Source organism: Flavobacterium sp. B167r (assembly GCF_056824315.1).
Genome location: NZ_CP124859.1, coordinates 3,723,978 through 3,748,485, shown reverse-complemented (window position 1 = coordinate 3,748,485; position 24,508 = coordinate 3,723,978). Strand labels below are relative to the sequence as shown.

General features: G+C 32.0%; 22 protein-coding genes. 3 read left to right on the top strand and 19 right to left on the bottom strand.

The window, feature by feature from the left end:
* Positions 1-180: 180 nt before the first annotated feature.
* Entirely contained in the window at positions 181-1,836 is a 1,656-nt protein-coding gene (locus QLQ96_RS16780; RefSeq protein ID WP_482491917.1) for a M1 family metallopeptidase, read from the bottom strand.
* A gap of 155 nt (positions 1,837-1,991) precedes the next feature.
* Entirely contained in the window at positions 1,992-3,647 is a 1,656-nt protein-coding gene (locus QLQ96_RS16775; protein ID WP_482491916.1) for a M1 family metallopeptidase, read from the bottom strand.
* 145 nt (positions 3,648-3,792) lie between these two features.
* Between QLQ96_RS16775 and QLQ96_RS16770 the strand changes: the two genes are divergently transcribed.
* On the top strand, positions 3,793-4,491 hold the full coding sequence (locus QLQ96_RS16770) for a carbohydrate-binding family 9-like protein (protein ID WP_482491915.1): 699 nt from the start codon (positions 3,793-3,795) through the stop codon (positions 4,489-4,491).
* Positions 4,492-4,493: 2 nt separating this feature from the next.
* On the opposite strand, the gene QLQ96_RS16765 is transcribed toward QLQ96_RS16770, so the two are convergent.
* The 11 genes from QLQ96_RS16765 to QLQ96_RS16715 all read right to left on the bottom strand — a co-directional run bounded on the left by QLQ96_RS16765 (position 4,494) and on the right by QLQ96_RS16715 (position 15,289).
* Positions 4,494-5,096, bottom strand: coding sequence for a hypothetical protein (locus QLQ96_RS16765; protein WP_482491914.1), 603 nt, complete (start codon positions 5,094-5,096; stop codon positions 4,494-4,496).
* A 115-nt stretch (positions 5,097-5,211) separates the two neighbouring features.
* Positions 5,212-5,808: a bifunctional phosphoribosyl-AMP cyclohydrolase/phosphoribosyl-ATP diphosphatase HisIE gene (gene hisIE, locus QLQ96_RS16760; RefSeq protein WP_482491913.1), complete on the bottom strand. Its 597-nt coding sequence runs from the start codon at positions 5,806-5,808 to the stop codon at positions 5,212-5,214.
* A gap of 90 nt (positions 5,809-5,898) precedes the next feature.
* Complete coding sequence (gene hisF / locus QLQ96_RS16755) at positions 5,899-6,654, bottom strand: imidazole glycerol phosphate synthase subunit HisF (RefSeq protein ID WP_482491911.1); 756 nt, start codon at positions 6,652-6,654, stop codon at positions 5,899-5,901.
* 116 nt (positions 6,655-6,770) lie between these two features.
* A complete protein-coding gene (gene hisA, locus QLQ96_RS16750; RefSeq protein WP_482491910.1) occupies positions 6,771-7,496 on the bottom strand; it encodes a 1-(5-phosphoribosyl)-5-[(5-phosphoribosylamino)methylideneamino]imidazole-4-carboxamide isomerase in 726 nt (241 codons plus the stop codon).
* Between the two features lie 109 nt (positions 7,497-7,605).
* The gene (gene hisH / locus QLQ96_RS16745) at positions 7,606-8,187 is read right to left on the bottom strand and encodes an imidazole glycerol phosphate synthase subunit HisH (RefSeq protein WP_482491909.1); all 582 of its coding nucleotides are present in this window, start codon (positions 8,185-8,187) and stop codon (positions 7,606-7,608) included.
* Between the two features lie 68 nt (positions 8,188-8,255).
* Positions 8,256-9,392: a bifunctional histidinol-phosphatase/imidazoleglycerol-phosphate dehydratase HisB gene (gene hisB / locus QLQ96_RS16740; RefSeq protein WP_482491908.1), complete on the bottom strand. Its 1,137-nt coding sequence runs from the start codon at positions 9,390-9,392 to the stop codon at positions 8,256-8,258.
* 130 nt (positions 9,393-9,522) lie between these two features.
* Positions 9,523-10,572, bottom strand: coding sequence for a histidinol-phosphate transaminase (gene hisC / locus QLQ96_RS16735; RefSeq protein WP_482491907.1), 1,050 nt, complete (start codon positions 10,570-10,572; stop codon positions 9,523-9,525).
* 80 nt (positions 10,573-10,652) lie between these two features.
* Positions 10,653-11,951 (bottom strand): histidinol dehydrogenase, encoded by a 1,299-nt coding sequence (hisD, locus tag QLQ96_RS16730; RefSeq protein WP_482491905.1) that lies wholly within the window; start codon positions 11,949-11,951, stop codon positions 10,653-10,655.
* Positions 11,952-12,052: 101 nt separating this feature from the next.
* The gene (gene hisG, locus QLQ96_RS16725; protein ID WP_482491904.1) at positions 12,053-12,910 is read right to left on the bottom strand and encodes an ATP phosphoribosyltransferase; all 858 of its coding nucleotides are present in this window, start codon (positions 12,908-12,910) and stop codon (positions 12,053-12,055) included.
* Between the two features lie 311 nt (positions 12,911-13,221).
* Positions 13,222-14,622, bottom strand: a complete 1,401-nt coding sequence (locus QLQ96_RS16720) for a sensor histidine kinase (RefSeq protein WP_482491902.1) — start codon at positions 14,620-14,622, stop codon at positions 13,222-13,224.
* Between the two features lie 4 nt (positions 14,623-14,626).
* A complete protein-coding gene (locus QLQ96_RS16715) occupies positions 14,627-15,289 on the bottom strand; it encodes a response regulator transcription factor (RefSeq protein WP_482491901.1) in 663 nt (220 codons plus the stop codon).
* Between the two features lie 198 nt (positions 15,290-15,487).
* Between QLQ96_RS16715 and QLQ96_RS16710 the strand changes: the two genes are divergently transcribed.
* Entirely contained in the window at positions 15,488-17,626 is a 2,139-nt protein-coding gene (locus QLQ96_RS16710) for an LTA synthase family protein (protein ID WP_482491900.1), read from the top strand.
* A gap of 261 nt (positions 17,627-17,887) precedes the next feature.
* On the opposite strand, the gene QLQ96_RS16705 is transcribed toward QLQ96_RS16710, so the two are convergent.
* Complete coding sequence (locus QLQ96_RS16705; protein WP_482491898.1) at positions 17,888-18,886, bottom strand: zinc dependent phospholipase C family protein; 999 nt, start codon at positions 18,884-18,886, stop codon at positions 17,888-17,890.
* 170 nt (positions 18,887-19,056) lie between these two features.
* Between QLQ96_RS16705 and QLQ96_RS16700 the strand changes: the two genes are divergently transcribed.
* Positions 19,057-20,007, top strand: a complete 951-nt coding sequence (locus QLQ96_RS16700; RefSeq protein ID WP_482491896.1) for a hypothetical protein — start codon at positions 19,057-19,059, stop codon at positions 20,005-20,007.
* A 2-nt stretch (positions 20,008-20,009) separates the two neighbouring features.
* Here QLQ96_RS16700 and QLQ96_RS16695 read toward each other — a convergent pair whose 3' ends face one another.
* The 5 genes from QLQ96_RS16695 to QLQ96_RS16675 form a co-directional block, all read right to left on the bottom strand.
* Positions 20,010-20,987 carry a YeiH family protein gene (locus QLQ96_RS16695; RefSeq protein ID WP_482491894.1) on the bottom strand — a complete coding sequence of 326 codons (978 nt, stop codon included), beginning with the start codon at positions 20,985-20,987 and terminating at the stop codon, positions 20,010-20,012.
* A gap of 75 nt (positions 20,988-21,062) precedes the next feature.
* The gene (locus QLQ96_RS16690) at positions 21,063-21,959 is read right to left on the bottom strand and encodes a LysR family transcriptional regulator (protein ID WP_482491893.1); all 897 of its coding nucleotides are present in this window, start codon (positions 21,957-21,959) and stop codon (positions 21,063-21,065) included.
* A 71-nt stretch (positions 21,960-22,030) separates the two neighbouring features.
* The gene (locus tag QLQ96_RS16685) at positions 22,031-22,777 is read right to left on the bottom strand and encodes a M15 family metallopeptidase (RefSeq protein WP_482491891.1); all 747 of its coding nucleotides are present in this window, start codon (positions 22,775-22,777) and stop codon (positions 22,031-22,033) included.
* A complete protein-coding gene (locus QLQ96_RS16680; protein WP_482491890.1) occupies positions 22,778-23,611 on the bottom strand; it encodes a DUF4846 domain-containing protein in 834 nt (277 codons plus the stop codon).
* A 98-nt stretch (positions 23,612-23,709) separates the two neighbouring features.
* Complete coding sequence (locus QLQ96_RS16675) at positions 23,710-24,498, bottom strand: hypothetical protein (RefSeq protein ID WP_482491888.1); 789 nt, start codon at positions 24,496-24,498, stop codon at positions 23,710-23,712.
* Between the last annotated feature and the right edge of the window lie 10 nt (positions 24,499-24,508).

Sequence of the window (24,508 nt, the reverse complement as noted above, 5' to 3'; positions counted from 1 at the left end):
TTTTTGTCATTTCGACTTAAAGGAGAAATCACACTAGAACTTCCGCAAAGAATAATTCACGTCGAGTTTCAAGTGCGATTTCTCGTTCCTCGAAATAACAAACAAAAAGCAAACCCGACAGATTTTAAAAACTGTCGGGTTTGCTTTTTATAAAACTCCAAATTGGAATTTCCCTAAAACTTATTCTACAATATTAGAAGTCGTTACATAGAAATCTTTATCAACTTCCAGTTTTCTGTCTTCGCTTGTTGTTTTAACTGACTGCCATTCTGTGGTTGGTTTCAACCAGGTTTCAACACCGTTTAATTTTACTTTAACCGGCATATCAAATTTAGAAACGCAGTTTGTCCAGTGATATCCGAAAGTTCCATTTTTAAACATATATTCAAAAACTGGAATTTGAGTTGTTGTTAAATATTGCGCAAAAACTCTGTTGAAATTAATTCCAGATTGCTCATTTATGTAATCCTGAATTTGTTTTCCTGTTACTGTTTGATGATAGAAAGTCTTATTCATACCCCTCAAAATCGATTTCCATTTTGCATCATCATTAATTACCTGACGAATCATATGAAGCATTGTCGCTCCTTTTGGATACATGTCTCCAGATCCTTCATTATTTACATCATAATGTCCAATAATTGGAGTGTCATTTTTAATGTTTTTTCTGCATCCAATTACATATTCAGCACCAGCTTCTTTTCCGTAATAATATTCAACAAAAAGACTTTCAGAATAATTCGTAAAACTTTCATGAACCCACATATCCGCAATATCCTTGTATGTGATGTTGTTTGCATACCATTCGTGACCCGATTCGTGAATGATGATAAAATCAAATTTTAATCCCCAACCAGTACCGCTTAAATCACGTCCTAAATATCCATTTTTGTATTGATTTCCGTAAGTTACAGAACTTTGATGCTCCATTCCTAAATACGGAACTTCAACCAATTTATAACTGTCTTCGTACCAAGGATAAGGTCCAAACCAGCTTTCGAATGCTTCCAGCATTTTTGGAGCATCTTTAAATTGTTCTTTAGCTAAAGCTAAATTATCTCTCAAAACATAATAGTTGCAATCTAAGTTTCCTTTTTCACCTTTAAAAACTTCAGAGAAATTAACGTAATCTCCAATGTTGATGTTTACACCGTAATTGTTGATCGGATTAGAAACATACCAATTGAACGTTTTAGTTCCATCTTTTTCTTTTTTAACGCTTTTCAATCTTCCGTTTGAAACTTCTGTTAAATCACCAGGAACATTCACGCTGATTAGCATGTTTTCAACTTCATCATACATATGATCTTTACAAGGCCACCAAACACTTGAACCTAAACCTTGGCAAGATGTCGCAATAAAATCTTTTCCGTTTTTATCTTTTTTCCAAGAAAATCCACCATCCCACGGAGCTCTAACCGCTTCTTTTGGTTTTCCTTCAAAGAAAACTACAATCTCTTTTGTATCTCCAACTTTTTGCTTTTCGTTTAAAGTGATAAAGAAAGCATTTCCGTCTCTTTCAAACTTTAATTCTTTGCCGTTTTGCGTTACTTTGGTAATATTCATCGGTTCCTGCAAATCGATTTGCATACGATTGTTTTCTGTTAAAACAGTATAACGAACTGTATTTGAACCTGAAATAGATTTTTCAGATGGTTTAACCTTTACATCAAGGTGATAATATTTTAGATCCCACCAAACTCTTTCTTTCGTAATGCTTCCGCGTAAAGTGTCCTGGTGTGTAAAAACGGTTTCTGACTTATTTAAAAGTCCCTGAGCATTGGCAGTAAAACCAATTAGAAAAGCAGTAAAAATGCTTCCAAAGTAATTTTTCATTGGTTAGAATTATAAAATAAATAAAGTATTCGAACTTAATCTGCAACAAATGTAAACATTCGAATTAAGTTTTCTAAAATTTTATGATTTCTCTATAAAATCAAACCCAACAAATTAAAAATCTATTGGGTTTAGCTGATTATTTTTAAAGAAATCTAATTTGTGATATTAGATTCTATTACGTAAAAGTTTTTATCTACAGTTAAATCTGTTTTTTCGCTATTCAAATCTATAGCATGCCAATCAGTTGTTGGTTTTAGCCAAGTTTCTGCTCCATTTAAAGTTACTTTTAAAGGAAGATTAAAATTTTCGATAGAATTTATCCAATGATAAACTAATTTTTTATTTTTAAAATAATATTCAAAAGTTGGGACTTGGGGCGTACGCAGGTATTGATTAAAAACTGGGCTAAAATCTATACCAGATTCTTTGCTTATAAAATCTTCAATCTGCTTTGTTGTAACGGTTTGATGATAAAAAGTTTTATTCATACCTCTCAAAATCGATTTCCATTTCGCATCATCATTAATCACCTGACGGATTGTGTGAATCATATTAGCTCCTTTTGGATACATATCTCCAGAACCTTCTCTATTTACATCATAATATCCAATAATTGGCTCTTTATTCGAAATCATTTTTCTGATTCCTCTTGCGTATTCATTCGCTGCATCTTTTCCGTAATAATATTCAATAAATAAAATTTCAGAATAGGTTGTAAAACTCTCATGAATCCACATATCAGCAATGTCTTTATAGGTGATATTGTTGGCAAACCATTCGTGGCCAGACTCATGAATAATGATGTAATCAAATTTCAATCCCCAACCTGTTCCGCTTATGTCATGACCGTTGTGACCATTCTGATAATTGTTTCCGTACGTTACAGAACTTTGGTGTTCCATTCCTAAATACGGAGCTTCAACTAATTTATAACTGTCTTCATACCAAGGATACGGCCCAAACCAGCTTTCGAAAGCTTTTAACATTTTTGGAGCGTCTTTAAATTGTTCTTTTGCTTTAGCCAAATTATCTCTCAAAACATAATAATTACAATCTAAATCGCCTTTTTCTCCTTTGAATTTTTCAGAGAAATTAACGTAATCTCCAATATTAATGTTCACACCATAATTATTTATGGGATTGGCAACATACCAGTTAAAAGTTTTAGTTCCATTTTTTTGTTTTTTAACGCTTTGCAGTCTTCCATTTGAAACGTCAGTTAAATCACCAGGAACATTCACACTGATCAACATATTCTCAACTTCATCATACATATGATCCTTGCAAGGCCACCAAACGCTTGCGCCTAAACCTTGGCAAGATGAAGCTATAAAATCTTTTCCGTTTTTATCTTTTTTCCAAGTAATTCCCCCATCCCAAGGCGGACGAACCGCTTCTTTTGGAACACCACCAAATGAAACTACAATTTCTTTAGTTTCACCAACCTTTTGATTTTCAGTTAAAGTAATAAAGAAAGCATTTCCGTCTCTTTCAAATTTCAACTCTTTACCGTTTTGAGTAACTTTCGTAATATTCATCGGCTGCTGAAGGTCGATTTGCATACGATTGTATTCTGTCAAAACAGTATAACGCACCGTATTTGATCCCGAAATTGTTCTGTCTGATGGATTCACCTTAATATCAAGATGATAATATTTTAAATCCCACCAAGCTCTTTCTTTTGTAATGCTTCCGCGTAGAGTGTCTTGATGTGTAAAAACCGTTTCAGACTTCTTTAAAAGTCCTTGCGCACTGGCCGTAAAACCAATTAGGAAAGCAGCTAGAATGCTTCCAAAATAATTTTTCATATTCAAAAAAATTGGAGTAAAATATTTCGCTAAATTTTAACAAATGTAAACATTCAAGTTAATTTTTTGTTTTTATTGTTGCAAAAAATGCTCAAGTAATACAATATTCTTCCCTATTTTAGCTTCAAATTATATTATGTGTTTTATGAAACTATCGTGTTTTATTATTGTTTCGTTTTTAATCGGACAATTATCAATTTATTCCCAAACAATTCCCATTCATAAAACAAATAAAAAAATAACTGTTGACGGAGATTTAACCGATTGGAAAGCACCTTTTCTTGGCCCGTTTGTAATTCACAACACAGGAGAGAAAGCTACTCAAAAGACTTATGTTTCACTTTCGTGGAATAAAAAAAATCTGTACATCGCTTACAATTGTATCGATTCTAAAATCGTTGGAACACCACAGATAAAAGATTCTGAGATTTATCACACAGATGATTTAGTAGAAATTTTTCTTGATCCAGATGGAGATGGCAAGAATTATATTGAAATCGGAGTAAATGCATTTTCTGCCAACTACGATTTGCTTTTAAAATGTATTTCAGAAGAATGCGGCGGATGGAACACTTCAATGGATTTTGATATTGCTGGCTTAGAATCAGTCAGCAAAATCACTAATGAAGGATATGCTGTAGAAATTAAAATTCCATTTTCTAGCCTTGAAAAAGCAGAAAACTGCGGTTTTACAAAACCTAAAATCGGAACTAAATGGAAAGCAAATACTTTTAGAATCGATTACGATAACACAACAGAATATCTTGCATTACAGCCTTATAAAAGTTCAAAATTTGGATTTCATCAACCAGAAGAATTTGCTGTTTTTGAGTTTGTGAAGTAATATTATAAGTTAATTAAAATCTGATGTATTTCTGTTGGATTATAATACTCTACATCATTAACTAAATACTCAAAAAACGAATTTGTCATTTGCATTTTATAAATTTCAAAAATAGATTTATTCCTCACAAAAAACATATTCTCAAAAAACCTACGATCATAACTTCCATAAAAAGTATATGTTTCTAAGAACATAGAAATTCCTTTCTTTAAAACCGTTGGGCTTGAAAAATCTTTTGGCAACAAAATATTGGGAAAAGTGTCGTTATCTACATACAATTCTCCCGTACTTTCATTAATTGGATAAAAATTTCCATATGGTGATTTTTCTAAAAACAAAATCATTCGCTGTCCAGACTTTAATTTCTTCATTCTTGGATCACAAAGCCATTCTTTCCAAATTGCTACATTAATTTTTGTGCTAGATTTCCCTTTAATAAATTGACTTATCGTGAACTCATATTCATTCTTTGAAACCTTAGAAATAGTTCCATAAACAATCAAAACAGCTTTAGAAACGACCAAAGAATATGGCATTACATTTTTCTTAAACCCGTAATTAAACACAGAATAAAGCAATAATAGCAAACAAAAATGAAGTCTCATAAAGTTATTATTAAGAAATTAAAAATACTTTTTTTTTAGATATAAGACATAAAAAAAATCGCATTATGGCAGCCATAATACGATTTGATTTCTTTGAAAAGAAAAATTCAAAGAACTATTTCTGACGTTTCTTTAAAACTTCAACAACATCATTTAACTGAAATCCTTTGGCTTGAAGCAGAATTAAATAATGAAAAAGCAAATCTGCGCTTTCGCTAAGAAACAAATCGTCATTATCGTCTTTTGCTTCAATGACAACTTCCACAGCTTCTTCACCCACTTTCTGAGCTATTTTATTGATTCCTTTTTCGAATAAAGAAGCCACATAACTTTTCTCAGAATCTGCGTTTTCTCTTCTGGTTTTAATGGTGTTTTCTAAAGTTGAAATAAAACCATAATTAGCATTATTTGGCTCTTGCCAACAAGTATCTGCGCCCGTGTGACAAGTTGGTCCTACAGGTTTTGCTTGGATTAAAAGCGTATCTCCGTCACAGTCGTTTTTAATGCTTACTAAATTCAAAAAGTTGCCACTCTCCTCGCCTTTTGTCCAAAGCCTTTGTTTTGAACGGCTATAGAAAGTTACTTTCTGAGTTTCTATTGTTTTTTGAAGCGATTCTTCGTTCATATAACCCAGCATCAAAACATTTTTTGTTTCTGAATCCTGAATGATCGCCGGAATTAATCCGTGTGCGCTTTTGATGTCAATTTCCATTTTAGATTTTAGATTTTAGATTTCAGATTTCTGAAAATCTTGTTATTTAGATTAAATACTATCTTGCTTCTTGCTTCTTTCCTCTACAATTTAGAGTCTAACTTCAATTCCATTATCTCTAAGTTCCTGTTTCAAAGCTTTAATTTCGATTTCTTTGAAGTGAAAAACACTTGCTGCCAATGCTGCGTCTGCCTTTCCTACTTTAAAAGAATCTACAAAATGCTGAATGTTTCCAGCGCCTCCCGAAGCAATAATTGGAATATTTACTAATTCTGAAAGCTTAGCCAAAGCTTCATTTGCAAAACCATTTTTGGTTCCGTCATTATCCATCGAAGTGAATAAAATTTCTCCCGCGCCGCGTTCTGCAACTTCAACCGCCCAATCAAATAAATTTAATTCTGTTGGAACTTTCCCGCCAACTAAATGTACAATCCATTGTCCGTCAATTTGTTTGGCATCGATTGCAACGACAACGCATTGACTTCCAAATTTTTGAGCCAAATCGTTAATTAATTGCGGATTTTTAACTGCCGATGAATTTATCGAAACTTTATCAGCACCGTTATTTAGAAGAATGTCAACATCTTCCACAGACGAAATTCCACCGCCAACCGTAAACGGAATATTGATTTTTTCCGCCACGCTTCGCACCATATTTACGAGTGTTTTACGTCTTTCTTCAGTTGCCGAAATATCCAGAAAAACCAATTCATCTGCGCCTTCAGCCGAATAAATTTCAGCCAATTCCACAGGATCTCCGGCATCACGCAAATCGACGAAATTCACGCCTTTTACCGTTCTTCCGTTTTTTATATCCAAGCAAGGTATGATTCTTTTTACTAACATCTTTTTTAATGTGTCAATTTATACAATTAGATAATTTGAAAATGAGATAATTAGATAATTTAACCACATGCTAAATAATTGACTAATTTTCTAATTGACACATTATCTCAATTGTTTTATTTACTAATTATATAGTTCTCTAGTTGTTTCAAGCTGATTCTTCCTTCGTAAATCGCTTTTCCGATGATGGTTCCTTCACAGCCTAATTCAGCTAATTTTGGTAATTCATCAAAAGTTGAAATTCCGCCTGAAGCGATTAAGTTTATTCCTTTTGCTTCCGCTAAAATTTTGCTGTATAAGTCAAAACTTGGACCTTGAAGCATTCCATCTTTTGCTATGTCAGTACAAATAACATACTGAATTCCTTTTGATTGGTAATCTTGAATAAACGGAACCAAATCTTCATTTGATTCTTCTAGCCAACCAGAAACTGCAATTTTTTCATCTTTCGCATCAGCTCCTAAAATGATTTTTTCAGAACCGTATTCAGAAATCCATTTTTCAAAAATTGCTCTGTTTTTTACGGCAATACTTCCGCCTGTAATTTGATTTGCACCGCTTTCGAAAGCAATTCTCAAATCATCATCTGATTTTAATCCGCCACCGAAATCAATTTTCAAACTCGTTTGAGATGCAATTTGTTCTAATATTCTATAATTGACAATTTTACTTGATTTTGCACCGTCAAGATCTACCAAATGCAGATATTCGATTCCGTGCGCCTCAAATGATTTCGCTACTTCAAGCGGATTCTCGTTGTAAATTATCTTCGTATCGTAATCACCTTTGGACAAGCGAACGCATTTTCCGTCAATGATATCTATGGCTGGTATTATTCTCATGTTATAAATTTTAGATTTCTGATTTTAGATTTTAGATTTTTCTAAAATTGAAATTGATATTTTGATTGATTTTTGATATTGGAATTTGGAATTTAAAAAAATTGGAATTTTACATTTTCAAAAAGTTCCCAAGGATTTTCTCTCCAACATCACCACTTTTTTCTGGGTGAAACTGAGTTCCGTAGAAATTATCTTTTTTTAAAGCCGATGCATATTCAACGTCGTAATTCGTTGTGGCTATGGCTTCATCGCAATTTGGCGCGTAAAAACTATGAACCAAATACATGAATTCATTTTCAGAAATCCCTTTGAATAAATCGGTTTTTAAATCATAAATCTGATTCCAGCCCATTTGAGGTACTTTCACATTGTTTGAAAATTTCAAAACATCAACGTCAAAAATTCCTAAACCTTCTGTATTTCCTTCTTCGGTTTTGTTGCACATTAATTGCATTCCCAGACAAATTCCTAAAACAGGCTGTTTCAATTGCGGAATCAAATTATCTAGACCGCTTTCGCGAAGTTTTGTCATTGCCGAACTCGCCTCACCTACACCAGGAAAAATCACTTTATCTGCCGTTTTAATTTCCTCAGGATCATTACTCAAAACCGCTGTAAAACCTAATCTTTCAATAGCAAACATAATGCTCTGAATATTTCCTGCTCCGTAATTTATAATTACTATTTTCATTTAAAAAGCTTTAAGCTTTAGGCTATACGCTTTAGGCTTATTGCCTATTGCTTACAGCTTATAGCGTTTTACAACATTCCCTTCGTTGAAGGTAAAATCATTTTTTCTGTATCTCTTTTTACGGCCACTTTTATTGCTTTCGCGAAAGCTTTAAAAATTGCTTCGATTTTGTGATGTTCGTTGATTCCTTCTGCTTTGATGTTTAAGTTCGCCTTTGCACCGTCTGTGAATGATTTGAAGAAATGATAAAACATTTCTGTTGGCATTTTTCCAACCATTTCACGTTTAAATTCTGTTTCCCAGATTAGCCAGTTTCTTCCTCCGAAGTCAATTGCAGCTTGCGCTAAGCAATCGTCCATTGGCAAGCAGAATCCGTAACGCTCGATTCCTAATTTATTTCCTAACGCTTTTGCGAAAACTTCACCCAAAGCAATTGCTGTATCTTCGATTGTATGGTGCTCATCTACTTCTAAATCGCCTTTTACAAGGATTTCCAAGTCCATTTGACCGTGACGTGAGATTTGATCTAGCATGTGATCGAAAAACGCAATTCCGGTATCGATTTTACTTTTTCCAGTTCCGTCAAGGTTTAAGTTGATGTAAATATCGGTTTCGTTTGTTTTTCTTGTGATTGATGCCGAACGCGCCTCTAATTTCAAGAACTCATAAATTGTTTTCCAATCCATTGATTGCAAAACAATTGTATCGTTTAATTCTTCACGTTTTGATGAAATTTCATTACTTCCAATTCCATCTGTATCGTTCATAAAAATTGCTTTCGAACCTAAGTTTTTAGCCAATTCAACATCTGTCAAACGATCTCCCAAAACAAAAGAATTCTCCAAATCATATTCTGGATTATTTAAATATTTAGTTAACATTCCCGTTCTAGGCTTGCGTGTTGGCGCATTATCTTCAGGAAACGATCTGTCGACGAAAATCTCATCAAACAAAACGCCTTCGTTTTCAAAGGCTCTTAAAATAAAATTTTGAGTAGGCCAAAACGTATCTTCCGGAAAACTGTCCGTTCCTAATCCGTCCTGATTGGTTACCATTGCCAATTCATAATCCAATTCATTGGCAATTTTAGCCAAATATTGAAACACTTTTGGATAAAACTCTAGTTTATCCAAACTATCTAATTGATAATTTTCAGGTTCTAAAACAATCGTTCCGTCACGATCGATAAAAAGTACTTTTTTCATGTGTTTTATTTTTTCTGCCACGAATTCTCGAATTATATTTATTTAAACTTAAAATCCTTGACAGAATATGTGCTAATTGCACTAATTGCTAAAAATTAAATAAAATTCGTGAATTCGTGGCTAATATATTTTAGCTTAATGATTTCAATTCTTTAATTACAACCGCATTTTCTTCTTTTGTTCCAATTGTAAAACGAAGACAATTTTCGCATAAAGGCTGAGTTGTTCTGTTACGAATTACAATTCCTTTTTTGATTAATTGATTGTATCTTTTGTTCGCGTCATCTACTTTTGCTAAGATAAAATTAGCTTCTGTCGGATATACTTTTTCAACAAAACTTACTTCAAGCAATACTTTAAGCAATTCTTCTCTTTGCTCAATAATAGAAGCTATTTCTTGTTTTATTTTATCTGAATCTTTCAAACGCTCTATCGCTCTTTGTTGCGTTAATTCGTTTACGTTATAAGGCGGTTTAATTTTATTTAAAATTGAAATCACAACTTCAGAAGCATAGCAAATTCCTAAACGAATTCCAGCTAAACCATACGCTTTAGAGAGTGTTTGTGTAATGACTAAATTTGGATAGGCATCAATTTCTGCTAACCAGCTTTCTTTCTCCGAAAAGTCGATATACGCTTCATCAATCACCACTAATCCATTAAAATTCTGAAGCAATTTCACTACACTTTCATCTGAAAATGAATTTCCAGTTGGGTTATTCGGCGAACACAAAAAGATGATTTTGGTATTTTCGTCAACTGCTTCTAAAATCTTTTCTACTTGTGGTTGAAAATCTGTTGTTAAAAGAATTTCTCTATTTTCAACTGCATTAATATTCGCTAAAACACCATACATTCCGTAAGTCGGCGGAAGCGAAATAATATTGTCTTTATTTGGTTCGCAAAAAGCTCTAAAAAGCAAATCTAAAACTTCGTCGCTTCCATTTCCTAACAAAATCTGACTTTGTTTTGTCAAATTATTTTTAGCTAAAATGGCTTTTACCGAATTCTGCTGAGGGTCTGGATAACGATTTACTCCATTTTGAAACGGATTTTCATTAGCATCCAAAAAAATCATTTCTGCTCTATCAAATTCTTCAAACTCATCTCTTGCAGACGAATATGGTTTCAAAGATTTTACGTTTTCACGTGTTATTGTATTTATGTCGAAAGTACTCATTGTTTTATTTTTCTTCCTGCGAGGTTTTCAAAACCTCGTAGGTATTATTTATTGACTAAAAATCGTAAATCATCTTAGACCTACGAGGTTTTGGAAACCTCACAGGACTGTAAACGTAAAGTAACAGCATTTTTATGCGCTTGCAAACCTTCGGCTTCAGCCATAACTTCAATAGCTTTTCCTATATTTTGAATTCCTTTTTCTGAGATTTTCTGGAATGTCATCGATTTCATAAAACTATCAAGATTTACACCACTGTAATTCTTTGCATAACCATTTGTTGGCAACGTATGATTGGTTCCTGATGCATAATCTCCAGCACTTTCAGGTGTATAGTTTCCAATAAAAACAGAACCTGCATTTACGATTCCGTTGCAATAGAAATCATCGTATTCAGAACAAATTATAAAGTGTTCTGGACCATACTCGTTGATCAAATCTAGAGCAATTTGATCATTTTTAACATAAATTAATTTTGAGTTTTCAATTGCCTTTTCTGCAATCGCTTTTCTTGGAAGAACTTCCAATTGTGCTTGAACTTCTTTTTCTACTTCATCAATGAGTTTTTTTGAAGTTGAAACTAAAATCACCTGACTATCCGTTCCATGTTCTGCTTGCGACAATAAATCGGAAGCGACAAAAGCGGGAACTGCAGTATCATCGGCCACAATTAATAATTCTGAAGGCCCAGCTGGCATGTCAATTGCAACACCAAATTGCGTTGCCAATTGTTTTGCCACAGTCACAAACTGATTTCCAGGCCCGAAAATTTTATACACTTTCGGAATTGATTGTGTTCCAAAAGTCATTCCTGCGATCGCTTGGATTCCGCCGACTTTCAAAATTTTAGTTACACCGCATAAATTTGCAGCATACAAAATCGCTGGATTAATTTTTCCTTTTTTATCTGGCGGAGAACACAATACAATTTCTTTGCAACCTGCAATTTCAGCAGGAACAGCCAGCATTAAAACAGTAGAAAATAAAGGCGCTGTTCCTCCAGGAATGTATAAACCAATCTTTTGAATCGGCCTTTTTTCTTGCCAGCAGTTTACCCCTTCTATCGTTTCAACAGAAATTCTGTCCGTTTTTTGTGCGTTGTGAAATTTATAAATATTATCTTTTGCTAATTCAATAGCTTCTTTTAATTCATTCGGAATCAAACTAATTGCTTCATTGATTTCCTCCTGTGAAACCTCATAATTATCTTGAGAAATTCCGTCAAAAATCGAAGTGTATTTTGCTACAGCTTCATCTCCTTTTCTTTGAACTTCTTTGAAGATTTCTTTAACCGTAACTTCAATATCATCAACAGTTTTGGTCGGTCTTTTTAATATTTCTGACCAGATTTCTGGTTTTGGATTGTCTATTTTATTCATTTTTTTTAATGCTTTATGCTATAAGCTGTAAGCTTTAAGCTTTCCTTACTTGTGTTTTGAGCTTACAGCTTACAGCCTAAAGCCTATTGAGGACGAAAGTCCTAAAGAACCATTTTTTCAATTGGACAAACAAGAATTCCTTCTGCTCCAACTTCTTTTAACTGATCAATAACGTCCCAGAAAGTGTCTTTATCGATTACCGAATGAACGCTGCTCCAACCTTCTTGAGCCAAAGGCAATACCGTTAAACTTCTTAAAACTGGAAGAATTTTTCCAACAGCTTCAATTTTGTCGTTTGGAACGTTCATTAAAATATATTTTGAATTTCTAGCTCTTAAAACAGCCTGAATTCTGAATTTTAAAGTATCAATGTGTTTCTGGATTTCTGGAGAAACTTTTGGAGAAACTGCTAAAACCGCCTCACTTTTTAAGATTACTTCAACCTCTTTTAAGTTGTTTTTGAAAAGTGTACTTCCGCTTGAAACGATGTCTACAATTGCATCTGCAAGTCCGATGTTTGGGGCAATTTCGACAGAACCAGAAATTTGGTGAATATCTACAGTTATACCAAATTTACCGAAAAAATCATTAACTGTACTTGGATATGAAGTTGCAATACGAAGTCCTGCTAAATCATGTACTGAATTGTATTCGAAAGTTTTAGGAACTGCAACAGAAACTTTACATTTTGAGAATCCTAATTTTTGAACCACTTCAATTCCTTTTCCTTTTTCTACCAAAAGATTGTCGCCAACGATTGCTAAATCTACTACTCCATCAATTAAATATTGTGGAATATCTGAATTTCTAAGGTATAAAACTTCAAGAGGAAAGTTTGAAGCTTCGGCTTTTAATTGATCGATTCCGTTGTTGATTGAAATACCGCAATCTTTTAAGATTTGAATGCTGTCTTCGTTTAAACGACCTGATTTTTGAATTGCAATTTTTAAAGTACTCATTTTTTTAGTTGTTTGTTGGATTAATAGTTTGAGTACAAAGAGAGCTTGAAATAAAAAACCCGTTTGATGTACTCAAACGGGTTTTAAAATATGATGATTTACACACATACCATTAACACATCGCTTGAGAGCAATAATGTAAATGATGATGATGTAATTGAATTGTAATCATGATTTGTTTTTGTTTTTCTTCTTTGATTCGGTTGCAAATATACTAGATAAAATAATTAAAAAACAATTTTTATTTTAACTTAACGAGAGTTTATTGTTAAAAAATGTTTTAGACAGCATTTTGGCTAATGATTTTAAAATTACTTTAACGAATTATCATATTCTTCAAAAACTAATAAAACCTGGGTTCCCTTTCCAATTTCGCTTTCAATTTTAAATTTAATATCTAGCAAATCTGTCATTCTTTTGACAATAAACAAACCAAGTCCAGTTCCTTTAATTTCAGAATGATTAAGCGAATCTGATCTAAAAAACGGATTCAAGATGGATTCTAAATCTTTCTTTGCAATTCCAATTCCTTGATCAGAAATATTGCAGATGATTTTCTGATTTTCTTTCGATAAGGAAATTCGAACTTCGCTATCAGGTTTTGAATATTTTACAGCATTAGAAATAATATTTCGCAGAATTGTTACCGTTAAATAATTATCTGAATAGATGTAAAATTCTTCTGAAGCATCTAAAATTACATTTATTTTTCCTGCTTGAATTTTTTCTTTATTCAATTTAAGAACATCTAAAACTACAGCATTTAGATAAATATTTTCTTTGAGAACATTTTGTTTTTGATTCTCAAAACGAGCCATCATAAGCAGCTGATCTACAAGAGAATTCAAGTGATCCACTTCATTAATACAATAATTTATTTTCTCTTCGTACTCATTCTTATCTCTAGGCTTACGTATCAGTACTTCAAGTGTTCCTTTAATTACTGTAAGAGGTGTTCTTAACTCATGTGAAGCATCTGAGGTGAACTGTTTTTCGCGTTCAATTGCTTCTTCAATTCGGTTCAACAAATTATTAATTGTTTTAGAAAGAGTAAACAATTCATCCCTTGTTTTTGGCAACGGAATTCTCGCTTTAAGATTGTCTTTTGTAATAATCTTAGAAGTTTGAATAATACTATTAATCGGTTTGATACTGCGCCCAGCGAAAAATCTGGCCAGGAAAAATAAAATTAAAAGAATAATTGGAAAAGTAACTAATAAGGTATCCATCAAATTATCCAAAACCTTTGAAGAATCAGATAAAGACATTGCAATGATAAGATATCCGATTTTCCTTGATTTAATATGAAGCGGAACTTGAATCTGACGGATTTTATTCCCTAACAATTTGGCATCAAAAAACTGGAAATGATCTTTATTTTCATGAAAAATAAGTTTTTCATTTTTTAAATTCGGAGACTTCTCAATAATTTTTTTATTCAAATCTAAAAACTGAACAAATACAGGATTAACATCAACAGAATTATGTTCTCTTTCCTCCCATTCTTCAGCATCCATAAAAATAACAACACCATTTTCAATTTTCAATTCTTTCAAATGATCTTGAACTTCTATGTTTAAGTTTTCATCAATATGGTTGTAAACGGTCAGTTTAACAATAAAATAAATAGCAGAGAAAACTGTTAAAACCAACAGTCCAGTACCTACAATATAATTTAGTGCAATTCTATTCTTAAAAGATAATGATTTCATTTTATTAATCATTGGCGATATATCCAATGCCACGGATAGTTTTTATATAATCTTCTTCAATTTTAAGATTTAGTTTTTTGCGAATTGCGTTCATAAAAACATCAATAACACCAGTATCGTACTCAAAATTGATTTCCCAGACATCTCTTAAAATCTGATTTCTTGTGCAGACTTTTCCTTTATGTTGAATTAAATAGGCAAGTAATTCAAATTCTCTCTGCGTAAGCGAAATTTCCTCTTCCCCTTTTAAAACAATATGTCTAGATAAATCCATCGTAATGTTTCCGAGCGTCAAGGTTTCAGCTTTCTGTTTATTTCTAAAATGAACTTTAATTCGTTCCACCAATTCCTCAAAACTAAATGGCTTTTTGATATAATCGTTTGCTCCGGCTTTTAAACCTTCTATAGTTTCCTGAACCGTGTCTTTTGCAGTTAAAAAAATGATTGGCGTAGTCTGGTCTTTAACCCTAATAGCCTTGCATAAATCAAGACCATTAATTTTTGGAAGCATCCAATCTAAAAGAATCAGGTCAAATTTCTGTTCTTGAACCAGTTCAAAGCCTTTCGAGCCATCAACAGCAGTAGTAATTTGATAGCCTTCTTCTTGCAAACCTTGTTTTAGAAATTGGACAATTCCTACTTCGTCTTCAACTATTAAAATATGCATTTATCGTATCTGATTAAAATTTGGTTTTCTTTTTTTATCCAAAGATAAATAATTTAACTCTGCGAAATAGCTGAATACGAGAACAAATAAGCATAATCAACATCTTAAGCGAACTTTAAGTTAACGTTAAGTAAGGTAAAAGTTGAACTTAATCTGGCATTAATCATTCGGAAGTAATTTTGTAAAAAAATAAGTCAAATGAATTTTTACAAAAAACTTTCGCCTTTTTATAATCTTACAATATTATATTTTATTGTAAGTTTTACTCTTAGAATAGTATTGCTTTTTCACCCGATAACGCAAAGTACGTTTACATTTGCTGAAAGCTTAAAAATCTTCTCATTCGGCTTATTATCAGACTTTTTCGTTTTTTCTTTGGCTTTGGCTTTCTTGTGGCTTTATCTGATTTTTATTTCCAATTCAAAATATAATAATCCTTACGGATATATTATACTTGCAGGATTTGTTGGATTTTTAATTTACATAATTTCTGGAAAAAGCATTTTTGATGAATATGGTGGCGCTTTGCCTAAAATTGTTTTGATTTTTGTTTCGCTAAAAACACTTTTGTTTGCGCTTTTTCTTTTCTTGCCAAAACACAGAGATAAGATTAGATTCTGGCTTTTTTCTTTTGTAATCTTTCTATATGTATTGCTGATTCTTCAAAACGCCGTAAGCGAATTTTTCTTTTGGAATGAATTCGGTGTAAAATATAATTTTATCGCTGTCAATTACCTGATTTACACGAATGAAGTTATCGGAAACATTATGCAATCATACCCTGTAGTCCCTATATTCTCAGCTTTGTTTGTTATTACGGGAACTATCACTTATTTCATTATCAAGAAATCTAGAAATTACATAGACGAAATTCCTAGTTTTAGTGAAAAATTGAAAATCACAGCTTTTTATGCCGTTTTATTTGTTTCCTCTTTATTAGCTGTTCCTGGATTAGCCAAAACTGAGAATTCCAAAAATGTTTTTGTTAACGAATTGCAATCTAATGGAGTCTACAAGTTCTATTTAGCATTTCAGAATAATAAATTAGACTATTTCAAATTCTACAAAACAATTCCGAACGAGAAAGCTTTTGCCATCTTAAAACAAGATATGCCTACTATTTCAGGAAAAAACACATTGAGAGAAGTAAAAGAAGATTCATTGGAACAACATAAAAATGTGGTTTTAATTACGATTGAAAGTTTGAGCGCCGATTTCATGAAAATGTATGGAAACGAACAAAATATTACACCATTTTTAGATAGTCTTGCTCAAAAAAGTTTACTTTTCACTAATGTATATGCGGCAGGTAATAGAACTGTTCGCGGTCTTGAAGCCGTAACTTTATGTCTTCCGCCAACAGCTGGAGAAAGCGTTGTGAAAAGAGAAGACAATAAAAATAAATTTTCAACAGGATCTGTTTTTCTGCAAAAAGGTTACAATGTAAAATTCATGTACGGCGGAGATGCTTTTTTTGATAATATGCAAGATTTCTACACTGGAAACGGCTATCAAATTATTGACAAATCAAGTTTCTCAGAAAATGAAGTTACTTTTTCTAACGTTTGGGGTGTTTGTGATGAAGACATGTACAACAAAGTGATTAAAGTTATGAGTACTGAAGCCAAACAGAATAAGCCTTTCTTTAATCATATTATGACTGTAAGCAATCATAGACCTTTTACTTATCCCAACAATAAAATTGATATTCCTGGAAATATTAAATCTCGAGATGGAGGCGTAAAATATACAGATTACGCTTTACGCCAATTCTTTAAACAAGCAGAAAAACAGCCTTGGTTTAAAAATACTGTCTTTGTAATTGTTGCCGATCATTGTGCATCAAGTGCAGGAAAAACGGAACTTCCGTTAGACAAATACAGAATTCCAGCTTTGATTTATACGCCAGATATGAAGCCTCAAAAATTCAACAAATTAATGTCGCAGATTGATATTATGCCAACATTATTCGGACTTTTGAACTTTGATTATGAAAGCAAATTCTTTGGCAGCGACGTATTTAAATCAGATTATCAGCCTCGAGCTTTTATAGCAACTTATCAAGACTTAGGTTTAATAAAAGATAATGTTTTGACGATACTTTCACCAAAACAGCAGATAAAACAATTTCAATTAAAACTTAATGAAAAAGCTGGGATTTCCCCTGAATTTCAAATTCATTATGATGAAATTCCGCTGAAAGCTGAAAACAAGAATTTAGCAGATGAAACTATTTCTTATTATCAATCAGCTTCTTATGTATTGAAAGAGAAAGAATATCAATTTAAAGAATTAGCAGATAAGAATAAAAAGTTATACGCAAACGTTCATCATTAATTACAAAAGAAATAAAAGCTTTGCAAAATTCTTAACGTCTTCAACGTTAAAAAAAATATTACGTTCCACGATCTTAAACCCGACAAGTTTTAAAACCTGTCGGGTTTTCTTATCTGAAAAATCTAGTTTCATGTTCTTTACGTTAAAAAATAGTTGAGTATGAAAATTGAAAAAGCCTCAAAACATAAAATTTTGAGGCTTTTTTTTTAGGTTTCGAAGCAAACTTGAAACCTTTTATACTATAAAACTTGAAACAAATTTTTAGTCGTTTTGATTTTTCATTCCGAATAAATCTCCTTTTTGAAATAATTTTAAATCATCCTGCAAAAATTGGTAGTTTCTTTGAGTTACTACTGAAGCATCTAAATCGCTCAAATCTGGTTTTCCTGCATTTATCCAAGCAGTATACCAAAAACTTGCAGTTGCTGTAATTGCTTTTCTCATTTGGCTTTCAACCATTCCGTTCAATTCTTCGTGTAGTTTTTTAGCATATTCATCAGAGAAAACAGCAGTGTTATATTTCGTTTTTAATACATTTCCTGCAGCATCCATTTTAAACACTTTGTCTTGTGGAGTTGCAGTTCTCAGCTTTTTATCAATATCCAATAAAGGTTGAGCAAAAGTGTGAGTATCATTAATCAAATCCCAAATTGCTTTATGAACATCTGGATAATACTGCGCTTCAGGAACATTCAATTTGTAATTTTTAACAAATAACTCAGGCAATCTGCTTTCCCAAAGCGAATGAATTCCTTTTTGGTCAGTCAATTGTCCGTCATGATTTGCAGAAGTATGCAATGGCATGTGCGCATCACCAACATAATGTCCTAAATCTGCAGCAAGAAACAAGATTTCAGCTTTATTTTTTTCTTTAAAAGCTTTAGTCAATTTTGCCATCATTTCTTCCATATACCAAGGCAAGATTCCACTTTCACTTAAGAATTTAGCGTCATACTTTTGTTTTGCTTCTTCTAATGTCTTTGGATAAGTGTCTGCAGGACCAAAGCTTTCCATATCAAAATAATGTCTTGGACCTTCTTCCTTATAATTTAAAGCATACTTACGGATATCTGGAACCGAAGCTTCTTGCGTGATAAAATCAATATGATTGTAAAAAAAGATCTGTAATTGTTTTGGTAAAGCCATTACAGCAGCTTTGTTAATACGCTCATGGCCAACATTTCCCCATGATAGAGTAATAAAGCCAATAATTAAAGCTCCGAAAGCAATTAATTTTGGTCTCATTTGGATTTTTTTCATTTGTTTTTTATTAGAGGGAGCAAATTTAACTTTAATTAAAGAATACGCAAAAAATACTAACATTAAGATTCAACAATTTTAACTTTTATGATTTATGAGCCTAAAAATGAGAGAAGTTCACATTAACAATATTTTTCTTTGTATGTTTGTTTTACTAATAATTCAATTTTATGCGCCAGATAACTTTAAATTTATTTCTATTAATTTCTGCTTTTTGCTTTGCACAAGAAACTGATTTACAGCTAAAAAACGTTAGCGATACCATATTAAATCCAAAAAGAACACTTAAAATTTCCGATCCGCTAAATGGTGAAAAAACAATGCAAAAACTCTTTACAGGTAATTTATATCATCTTTCTGATAAAAATACTTTCATTAGCTGGAAATGCAAATTGTGCAAACCTTCATCTTTCCTAGATGTGAATGGTGTTGAAGGAGATCAAATGTTTCCTTATACAGAAGGTGTTGCAACAAGACTTATAGCTAATATTGATTATAAAGATTCAAAAGGAAATGAGTTTAAAATTTTAGCCTTTAATCATTCTGTTCATGATGAAGACGGACTTCAAACAGGCCGTTTTTCTGGAGGATTGTTGGGTCTGGCAAAATTCGCAAAGAATAATAATGTTTGGGAAATGAGGTCTTTCCAGCCTGCAGTTGCCGCATTTGGAGCTTTTGCACGATGTCCGACTCCTAAATTGATTGAAATTGGTGAAGATCAATTTGCTTTCACTTTAATACATGCAAATGGAGGAGCTGGTGGCGCTTATGAAGGCTATTTATATCTCGTAGCAGGTTTTGGAGGTCAGTATCAGCCAATTATGGAAGTCAATAATTATCAGTTGACCAATTCTTCATTTATCTCTTGGTCTGGATCATATAAAATTGTAAATGATAATTCTAAAAAACATTTTAGAGATATTATTATTACCACAAAAGGTATTTATAATATAAAAGAAAGAGCTGAAGATGACTTTGATGTTGAATTTCCTGAAGAAATCGCTACAATGGCAAAAACCAAAAAATCATTTAGTTTTGAGATTGAAAGACACTTCTCTTTCAAAGGAAAATTTTACAAAATGATTGACAAACCAATTGTAAAATTCTCCAATGTAAAATAATTTTATCCTAAATAAAGTACTGATACTAAAGCTAAACCTGCTATAAAAATCCAAAGAAAAACACCTTGAAGCAATGGCTTTACTCCTACTGCTTTTAAAGTTGCGAAGTTTAAAGTCGCACCAATTAAAAATAAAGTAATTGTTAAACCAATTTTTGCAATGACAACAAAATGAGCTGTAAAAATGGTTGTTGACGGAATGTACGTGTTTACCAACATGGCTATAACAAACAAGCCAATGAAATAAGGAATTTTGATTTTTGTCCCGACGCTTCGGGATTGCCTTTTAAATAAAAATGCAGTTAAAATAGAAATCGGAATAATCCATAAGGCTCTGGCCAATTTAACTGTTGTAGCCACTTGAAGCGCTTCTGCTCCATATTTATTTGCCGCGCCCACAACAGAACTGGTGTCGTGAATGGCGATCGCACACCAAAGACCAAAATCTTTTTGTGACAAATCTAATTGATGCCCGATAAACGGAAAAACAAATAAGGCAATTGAATTTAGTATAAAAATAACTCCTAAAGCAATTGAAGTCTGGTTTTCATTTGATTTGATTACAGGAGAAATGGCTGCAATTGCACTTCCTCCGCAAATAGCCGTTCCGCAAGAGATTAAATGAGATGTTTTTTTCTCTGTTTTAAGCCATTTTCCTAATAGAAATCCGAAAAATAAAGTACTGAATATGGAGAAAACCGTTAAAATGAAACCTTCTTTTCCAGCCGAAACTGCACTGTTGGCATTCATTCCAAATCCTAAACCGACAACTGAAAATTGCAATAAAAAAGTAATTGCTTTGTGATTGAACTCAACAAATGGATTTCCAAAAAGGTTCACAACTAAAATGCCTAATAAAAGTGCTATTGGCGGAGAAATTATCGAAAATAAACATAATAGAATCACTACAAAAAAAAGTACTTGTTGCAGTGATTGATTAATTTCAAATAATTGTGCTGATGTTTGCTCTTTTGTTTTCAAAATGAAGGTAATTGATATTTACCTTGCAAAGTTCCGCTGTTTATCTTGAAAATGCCAATCGTAAATTACAATCGACTATAACTTCAAGTTATAATGAAAAGCTAAATTTTGAATAAATAGTTCTGATAAAGAATCTGATTTTCCTTGTAAAGTGATGATGTAAAAATATCTTTCAATTGATAACTGTTCAACATCTAAAACAATCAATTCTTTATTTTTCAACTCTTTACCTACAGCGTGGATAGACATAAAAGCAAAACAATCTGAGTTTAACAAATACGATTTTATGCTTTCTGTACTTCCTAACTGCATTTCGATTTGCAAATCGTTAAATTTTAAACCCACTTTTTTCAAAGCAAATTCTATAACTTCAAGTGTTCCAGATCCGCGTTCTCTGGTGATGAATTTCATTGATTTTAAATCATTTAGTGAAATTTCATTTTGTTGCACTAACGGATTCTTGCTGTTGCAAACTAAAACCAATTCGTCTTTTAGAAACGGAATGTATTTTATAGATTGATTTTTAGATTGTCCTTCTACAATTCCGATTTCAATTTCTTTATTGATTAAAGCATTTTCGATTTGTTCTGTATTTCCATTCAGCAAATTGACTTTTATGTCTTTTTGTTTTTGATGAAAATTAGCCAAAACTGGAGAAATAATATATTGTGAAATTGTTGTACTTGCTCCCAAACGCAGTAAACCATGACGTTCTTTATTGAAAGAACTCATTTCAAAGTCTATTTCGCGATAGATCTCAAAAATACTTTTAGTATATTTCAAAAGAATTTTTCCCGCTGGAGTTAAAGCGATTTTAGAACCATTTCGCTCAAAAAGCTTGGTTTTATACGTTTCTTCTAATTCTTGAATATGCTTAGAAACTGCTGGCTGAGTGATGTATAATTCCATTGCCGCTTTAGTAAAATTAAGGCGGAGCGCTACCGTATAAAATACTTTTAGCCTGAAATCCATAATCGTAAATTTTTAATTCGTAATCCTCTTTCCTCCGTGATATTTTTTTTGCACTAAAATAATTCTAAAGTTTATAACAAAAGTTCAGGTCGATACTCAAAATGCATTGTGTCATAATGTTTCCAATTTCCTCCCCAAATAAAGCCATATTTTTCAAAAATTGAAACTAGCTTGAGAGGAATTTGATTTCTATACGAAAGAGCAACTTCTTCATTTTTACATTTACAATCCCATTGCCAATAGTTAGAATTTTTGACATTAATATCTATTGTCATTCCATAACTATGCATGCTCAACCGGTTTGTACCTGAAATTTTTCTCCAACTAAATGTACCTCCAATAGCGTTAATGTATTTTTTAAATTCTGGATTATTATCTAATTCTGTTGAGAGTTTTTTTACAATTTTATCAATTCCATTTACGGTTGTTACTTTTATTTTTTGATTGACTAATTTCGGACACCAAGTAATTTCAGTCATTTTTGATTCAACTTCTGATTTTGAATTTCCGTAAATTTTCTTAAAAAAAGCTTCATTTCGAATTCTTCCCGCATCTTCTTTTGGAATTAAATTCTTATCTGCTTTATTATAATGATACTTAAATTGATCCTCAATATCAGGATTATCTAATAATTCTTGATTTGTTTTATTTTTAAAATCATCATAAATTAAAGTTGATTTATCACTAAAAATAATCTTATTATCCTTATAACCAACAATTTGATCTGGATATGCTTTAATTAATTTTTGAACATTCAATGGAGTTTCTTGAGAAAAAACATTTTGAAATATAAGGACTAAAAAAAAGAATCGTTTCATTTAAAAACGTTTTAATTGTGAGGAACTAAAAGTCCATTCGGGTGTTTTCAGAGAAGTTCCAAAATCGACGCTGTACCAAGGACTCAACGAACTATTATTTGGATTTTTCAGTATTTGAATTTCCTGCGCTGGCATATAACTTTGCGCTAAAAGCATAATTTTTTTATTGTTTTTTGGATTCATAGCCATATCAACTACAATAACAGCGTGACCTGGAAAGCCTCCTTTTATAAAAACATCCCCTATTTTTATGTCTAAAACATTAATTGGCTTCAGTTCTTTTTCTAACGAAGCCGTTCCTGCATACATAAAAACCGTTTCTAAGTATTTCCAATAAGTTTCATAACTGTCAGATGGTTTGGCAGTTTTAACCCAACTAGTTTTGTTACCTTTAATTGCAATTCTGTAACCTGCGGCCCATTTACTAAAATCAGCGCGAAAACCATTTGTAAAATTAAAATGTATTTTATCGTATTGTTTTTGGCTATAAAAATAATCCGCTCTTAAACGCATCACGGCATCAGCACATTGATGCAAATCCTGTTTTCCAATGGGTAAATCCACAACCGCATCATAAACGTTTCGATTTGGTTTTATAGTTCCATCAAAATACAAAACATTTGAGCCTAATGGTTTTAATGGAAGATTTCGCAAAAAAAAATCAAACGAAGTTTTAGATCCCTCTTCTCTCACAAATCCTTGAGGCAGTTGAAAACGTTGCTGAATCGTGTTTTCCAAAAGATTGTTTTTGTTCGCATTATTTGTCTCTGAAAATGAAAAAGAACAAAAAATTACCGTAAAAATTGCTACAATAAAAAAGAATTTAACTTTCATAATTTTAGACTTTTAATTTATAACCACTAGACAAAAGATTACAAAAAGCTAGATGTAGAATGCTTTTAGCCTGAAATACATAATTGTACTGATCTTACTTAATATTTCCCTATAGCTTCAACACCTTTTTCTGAGAACCTAAGTATTTCAGTAGTAATTGGATATCCTGAGTTATTATATTCATCAAGAACAACAGAACCAAGGCGTTGAGAAAAATATTCAAAATCTTCTTCTGCAAAAATATAGCAAAAGTCACTAACGGGAATTACAGCATAGAATGGAAAACCAATATTATCTTCAACTAGATTTTTTATTTTAGAAGAAAAAAGACAAGAACTTTTTAGCGATACTTCTTCAAGATTAATCATTCCAAGTTTATGATTATCTACATCTTCAAATTCAATCTTTACTTTGTTTAATAGAATTCCTAAATTTAAATCGGCTTGTTTTTCTAATTCTGTAACGTCTATTTTCCAATCTGATAAATCGTCTGTAGTTATAAACGAAAAACCATTATTAAGATTTAATGCAAAAACTTTACTAAATTCATTAGTAACTTTTTCGTTTATAATATTTTCAAATTCAAAATCATTTGGAACAAATTGCAAATATATTTTGTCTTTTACTTGTTCCCAATCTTCAATTTTAAAGGAATGTTGCACAATTACTTCAACCAAATCTGTGATATGCCTTTCATCAAAATCTCTTTCGAAATTTCGTCTAACATTCTCTAAACTAACTTTCAGGTCAGTTTCTCCGATATTTACATAAATGAATCCATCTGCATCAACTGACTCAATGCTTAATCCATTTTTTTCTAGTTGTTTTTGAAATTTATTAAAAACAACATCATCTTTCTGATTGTTATTTGCGGAAAAATTAGACATAATTATAAAA